Genomic DNA, 5,686 nt, shown 5'->3' with positions numbered 1-5,686 from the left:
GCTTGTTGATGACCTCGACCATGTGCACCGGGATGCGGATGGTGCGGGCCTGGTCGGCCATCGCGCGAGTGATCGCCTGACGGATCCACCAGGTCGCGTACGTCGAGAACTTGAAGCCCTTGGTGTAGTCGAACTTCTCGACCGCACGGATGAGACCGAGGTTTCCCTCCTGGATCAGGTCGAGGAACTGCATGCCTCGCCCGGTGTAGCGCTTCGCGAGCGACACGACGAGACGCAGGTTGGCGCCGAGCAGGTGGCTCTTCGCGCGCTGGCCGTCGCGGGCGACCCACTGCAGGTCCAGTCCGAGCTGGCTCGTCTTCTCGGCCGCCGTCATGGCGGAGAGCTTCTCCTCGGCGAACAGACCGGCCTCGATGCGCATCGCGAGCTCGACCTCTTCGGCCGCGTTCAGCAGTGCGACCTTTCCGATCTGCTTCAGGTAGTCCTTGACCGGGTCGGCCGTGGCGCCGGTGATCTGGGTGGAGTAGACCGGGACGTCTTCGTCGTCGTTCGACGAGATGACGATGGCACCGGTGGGCAGGGGCTCGGTGAACTTGGGCTTGGAGTCCTCGTCCTCGTCCTCGGCCGCCTCCGCGACGGGAGTCTCGTCATCTTCGACGATGTCGTCAGACTTCTTCTTCTTCGCGGGCGCGCGCTTCGCAGCGGCACGCTGCGCGGCGGTCTTGGGGGCCGGCTTCTCAGCCACCTCCTCGACCTTCGCCTCGCCCTCCGGAGCTTCAGCGGTCTTCTTCGTCCGGGTGTTCTTTGTCGTGGCAGGAGTCACGTTTCGCCTTTCACGGGGCCGCTGGCGACCCCGGGACATTTCGGACACTAGTAAGACCCTTGTCAAGTCGGATCTCCGGAAAGATCGATTGACAACGGGTCAGACTCCTAGTATCGCACACGTGAGCGGATGCGGGCGCATTACCGCCGAGTTCGACTCCGGGACGCCCCGAGGAGGGCCGATTCTCAGCCGCGGCCGGGTTTGTCCTCGTCGCCGCTCGGGCGCGATGCGAGATACCGCTCGAGCTCGGCTGCGAGCTCATCCGCGCTCGGGAGGTCGCGTTCGCTGAACCCTCCTTCGTCGTACGAGCCGTCCTCCGGGTCGCGTCCCGCCATGTATGCGTCATAGCGTCGCTCGAGCCCGTGGACCATCTGCTGCAGTTCGTCGTTGCCGATCACCTGCTCGTCCACGCGCGCGATGTAGGCCTCCCGGCTCTCGCGCACCTCGTCGAGCATGAGCACGAGCCCCGTGGCCGCCATGAGAAGCTCGGCGGCGGCGATCACCGCGTCGGGGTTCTCGGTCTCGGCGAGGTAGTGCGGCACGAGCAGAACGAATCCGACCACGCGGTCTCCACGTTCTGCGAAGCGGAACTCGAGCAGATGACCCGCGGTCGCGGGCACCTGCGTGCGAGGACGCCACACCGAGTGCGCGACGGTGAGTTCGCGACGGTTTCCGCTCACGGTGGTTCCGATCGGCCGGGTGTGCGGCACGGGCATCGCGATCGAGTGCACCCAGTTGAGCCCCAACACCTCGAACTCGTCGGCGAGGTCGATCACGGTGCGTGCGAACTCGTTCCACGCGAAGTCGGGTTCGTATCCGGCCAGCAGCAGGAACTTCTGCCCGAGAGCATCGGTCGCGAGCGACAGCTCGAGCCTGCTCGGGCGGAACTCGGTGAGGTGGTCCTGATCGAAGGAGATCACCGGGCGACGCGCGCGGTAGTCCAGCAGCACGTCGTTGTCGAAGATCGCGATGGGCTCGGGCGACGTGGTCTCGCGCAGATGCTCAACGAGTCCCGACACGGCGTTGCCCGCGTCGGTGAAGCCGGTCAGGAGCAGCACGAGCGGCAACCCACGCGGCACCGCCGGCGCATTCGCGACACGTTCGAGGATCTCACCGGAGAAGGGCATATCTCCATGCTACGAGCACCGTCCGATGGGAGGGCGGCGGGCGTCATGCTGAGAGCGAACACGCCGTCCTGCGACCCGACCGGCGTCGATCCGTAGGATGGAGGCATGACGCTTCCCGCGCTCTCGCGCACCTCAGATCAGTTCCCCGGAAGCGCTGCAGACGCCGCAGTGCTCGTCATCCCCGACATCTCGGACTCCGCAGAGTCGCTGTCCGGCTATCCCGGGCTCGCGGCGTCGTTGAACGGTGTCGGCTTCACGGGTTCGGCCTCGGGCTTCACGCGCGTCCATGCGCCCGAGGTCACGGACCTCGCGTTCGCGGTGGTCGGTGTCGGACGCGCACCGGACGCCCGCGCCGTGCGCAACGCGGTCGGCACGGCCCTGCGCAGCCTGACCGGGTTCGCCACGGTGTCGGTGGGCCTCGCCCCCGGTCTCGAGCAGTTCGCTGATGCGGCCGCCGAAGGCGCCGTGCTCGGCGGCTACCGGTTCGACGGATACCGCCGGGACCCCGGCAAGAGCCGCGCCACCTCGGTGATCCTCCACGCCGAGCTCGACGAGACCGCGCACGCGACGGCTGTCGCCGTCGGCGACGCCGTCGCACTGGTCAAGGACCTCGTCTTCGTGCCGGCGGAGTGGCAGAGCCCGGCCACGCTGGCGCAGAGCGCCGCCGACAGCGTCGACGGGCTCGACGTCACGGTCGAGATCCTCGACGAGAAGGCGCTGGCGGAGCAGGGATTCGGAGGAATCCTCGGAGTGGCTCAGGGCTCCGACCGGCCGCCGAGACTCGTGCGTCTCGACTACGCGCCCGAGAACGCCACGCGTCACATCGCGCTCGTGGGCAAAGGCATCACGTTCGACACGGGCGGTCTCTCGCTCAAGCCGGCGGCGTCGATGGTGGGCATGAAGTTCGACATGGCCGGTGCCGCGACCAGCGTCGCCGCCCTGCGGGCCATCGCCGTCCTCGGCCTGCCCGTGCGCGTCACCGCGTGGCTGTGCATCACCGACAACATGCCGTCGGGCCGCGCACTGCGCCCGGGCGATGTGATCAGGATGCTCGACGGCACCACGGTCGAGGTCCCGAACACCGACGCCGAAGGCAGGCTGGTCATGGCGGACGGCCTGGTCGCGGCCAGCCGTGAGAACCCCGACGTGATCATCGATGTCGCAACGCTCACCGGAGCGATCGTCATGGCTCTCGGCCACCGCCACACGGGTGTGTTCGGCGACGACCGCGCGGTGGCGGAGTTCCTCGCCGCAGCGGATGTCGCGGACGAGCTCGCATGGCACATGCCGCTCCCCGACCACATGGAGGACTCGCTCGACTCCCCCATCGCCGACCTTCAGAACGCGAACATGAGCGATCGCATGGGCGGAGCATCGTACGCAGGGCTCTTCCTGCGACGCTTCGTCGGACGCGTCTCCGACGAGGACGACGCCCCTCGCATCCCCTGGGTGCATCTCGACATCGCCGGATCCGGCGAGCACAACGGTGCGCCGTACGGCTTCACCGACAAGGGCCCCACAGGCGCGATGGTCCGATCGATCATCGCGTTCGCCGCCGCATCCCATCAGGAGGCATGACCATGACCACGCACACCTTCGACATCGTCGTCCTGGGAGGCGGGAGCGGCGGCTACGCGGCCGCGCTGCGTGCACGAGAGCTCGGCAAGTCCGTCGCCCTCATCGAGAAGGACAAGGTCGGAGGCACCTGCCTGCACCGCGGCTGCATCCCGACCAAGGCGCTCCTGCATGCGGCCGAGGTCGCGGAACACGTGCGGGATGCCTCGCACGTCGGCATCTCGGCCACCCTCGATCACATCGATCCCGCCGGCGTCCGCGCCTATCGCGAAGGCATCGTCGCCAAGAAGTTCAAGGGGCTCGAGGGCCTCGTCAAGGCACGCGGGATCACCACGGTCGCCGGCGCCGGCCGCCTGAACACCGATCGCTCGGTCAGTGTCGGGGACGACGTCTACATCGGCAAGGACGTGGTCCTGGCCACCGGCTCGTACAGCCGCACGCTGCCCGGGCTCGAGATCGGCGGACGCATCCTGACGAGCGAACACGCGCTCTCGCTCGATGTGATCCCGGATCGCGTGATCATCCTCGGCGGCGGCGTCATCGGCGTCGAGTTCGCGAGCGTCTGGCGTTCCTTCGGCGCCGAGGTCACCATCGTCGAGGCCCTCCCGCATCTGGTTCCCAACGAGGACATCGCGATGAGCAAGGGACTGGAACGTGCCTTCCGCCGTCGCGGCATCCAGTACTCGCTCGGAGTCCGATTCCAGACCGCGACACAGGACGACAGCTCTGTCACCGTCACACTCGAAGACGGCACGGAGTTCACTGCGGACTACCTCCTCGTCGCCGTCGGGCGCGGACCGGTGACGGCCGACCTCGGTTACGAGGAGGCGGGCGTCGCGCTGGACCGCGGCTTCGTCACCGTGGACCAGGACCTGCGCACGAGCGCTCCCGGCGTGTGGGCAGTCGGTGACATCACTCCGGGTCTGCAGCTGGCTCACCGCGGATTCCAGCAGGGAATCGCCGTGGCTGAGCGGATCGCCGGTCTCTCGCCGGCTCACATCCCCGATGTGCAGATCCCCAAGGTCACGTATTCCAGCCCCGAGGTCGCCTCGGTCGGAGTGACCGAGCAGGCGGCGGTCGCCGAGCATGGCGCCGACGCGGTCGTCTCCTACGAGTACAACCTGGCGGGCAACGGCAAGAGCGAGATCATCGGCACGAGCGGTCTCGTCAAGGTCGTGCGTCTCGCAGACGGTCCCGTCGTGGGCGTCCACCTGCTGGGCGACCGCGTGGGCGAACTCATCACCGAGGGTCAGCTGGCCGTCGCGTGGGAGGCCCACCCCGAGGACATCGCGCCCTTGATCCACGCGCATCCCACGCAGAGCGAGGCCCTCGGAGAGGCCTTCCTCGCGCTCGCCGGGAAGCCGCTCCACACCCTCTGAACACCAACCGGTGCGCAGTTCACTAAGCTAGTCACGCGTCATTAAACTTCTTGAAGGAGACTCAGTCATGAGCACATCCGTCGTCCTCCCTCCTCTCGGCGAGAGCGTCACAGAGGGTACGGTCACCCGCTGGCTCAAGCAGGTGGGAGACACCGTTCAGGCGGATGAGGGCCTGCTCGAGATCTCGACAGACAAGGTCGACACCGAGATCCCCTCCCCCGTGAGCGGCGTGATCGAGGAGATCCTGGTCGCCGAGGACGAGACCGTCGAGGTCGGAGCGCTCCTCGCCCGTATCGGCGACGGCAGCGACGCGGCTCCCGCCGCGGACGCCCCTGCAGCAGCCCCGGCCGAGCAGGAGACCGCCCCGGCAGAGCAGGAGGCCCCTGCACAGGCCGAGGCACCCGCCGCTGCGGAGCCGGCAGCCGAGCCCGCAGCCGAGGCACCCCAGTCCGCCCCCGCCGGCGACGCCAAGGACATCGTCCTGCCCGAGCTCGGCGAGAGCGTGACGGAGGGAACCGTCACCCGCTGGCTCAAGCAGATCGGCGACACCGTCGAGGTCGACGAGGCGCTTCTGGAGATCTCGACCGACAAGGTCGACACCGAGATCCCCTCGCCCGTCGCCGGAGTCCTGCAGGAGATACTCGCTGCGGAAGACGAGACCGTCGAGGTCGGCGCCGTGCTGGCCCGCGTCGGATCGGGCGCAGCACCCGCCGCCGCTCCCGCCGAGGCGCCCGCCGCTGAGGCGCCGTCCGCTCCTACCGAGACTCCCGCGTCGCCCGCAGAGGCTCCGGCCGCTCCTGCTGCAGAGGCACCCGTCGCCGAGG

Annotated in this window: 5 protein-coding genes; 3 read left to right on the top strand and 2 right to left on the bottom strand. The window is 68.4% G+C overall.

What is annotated here, in order from left to right:
- Positions 1 to 820, bottom strand: an 820-nt coding sequence (locus tag RWO82_RS14890) for a sigma-70 family RNA polymerase sigma factor (RefSeq protein WP_399540917.1), incomplete at its 3' end; no start/stop codon positions are given.
- Positions 821 to 966: 146 nt separating this feature from the next.
- Positions 967 to 1,908, bottom strand: a complete 942-nt coding sequence (locus RWO82_RS14885; RefSeq protein ID WP_314428308.1) for a PAC2 family protein — start codon at positions 1,906 to 1,908, stop codon at positions 967 to 969.
- 105 nt (positions 1,909 to 2,013) lie between these two features.
- Here RWO82_RS14885 and RWO82_RS14880 point away from each other — a divergent pair, with 105 nt between their 5' ends.
- The 3 genes from RWO82_RS14880 to RWO82_RS14870 form a co-directional block, all read left to right on the top strand.
- Entirely contained in the window at positions 2,014 to 3,486 is a 1,473-nt protein-coding gene (locus tag RWO82_RS14880) for a leucyl aminopeptidase (protein ID WP_314428307.1), read from the top strand.
- A 2-nt stretch (positions 3,487 to 3,488) separates the two neighbouring features.
- Positions 3,489 to 4,862, top strand: coding sequence for a dihydrolipoyl dehydrogenase (gene lpdA, locus RWO82_RS14875; protein WP_314428306.1), 1,374 nt, complete (start codon positions 3,489 to 3,491; stop codon positions 4,860 to 4,862).
- 67 nt (positions 4,863 to 4,929) lie between these two features.
- The coding region (locus tag RWO82_RS14870) for a biotin/lipoyl-containing protein (RefSeq protein ID WP_314428305.1) at positions 4,930 to 5,686 on the top strand (757 nt) is incomplete at its 3' end.

The sequence above is a fragment of the uncultured Microbacterium sp. genome (assembly GCF_963521645.1).
In the GTDB taxonomy this organism is placed as follows: Bacteria; Actinomycetota; Actinomycetes; order Actinomycetales; family Microbacteriaceae; genus Microbacterium.
Note: the sequence above shows the minus strand (reverse complement) of the source record. Positions and strands in the feature narration are given on the sequence as shown.

What these genes read in the sequence shown, in the direction of transcription:
- lpdA (WP_314428306.1), top strand. Translation starts at nt 3,489, where the DNA reads ATGACCACGCACACCTTCGACATCGTCGTCCTGGGAGGCGGGAGCGGC.
- RWO82_RS14885 (WP_314428308.1), bottom strand. Translation starts at nt 1,908, where the DNA reads ATGCCCTTCTCCGGTGAGATCCTCGAACGTGTCGCGAATGCGCCGGCG.
- RWO82_RS14880 (WP_314428307.1), top strand. Translation starts at nt 2,014, where the DNA reads ATGACGCTTCCCGCGCTCTCGCGCACCTCAGATCAGTTCCCCGGAAGC.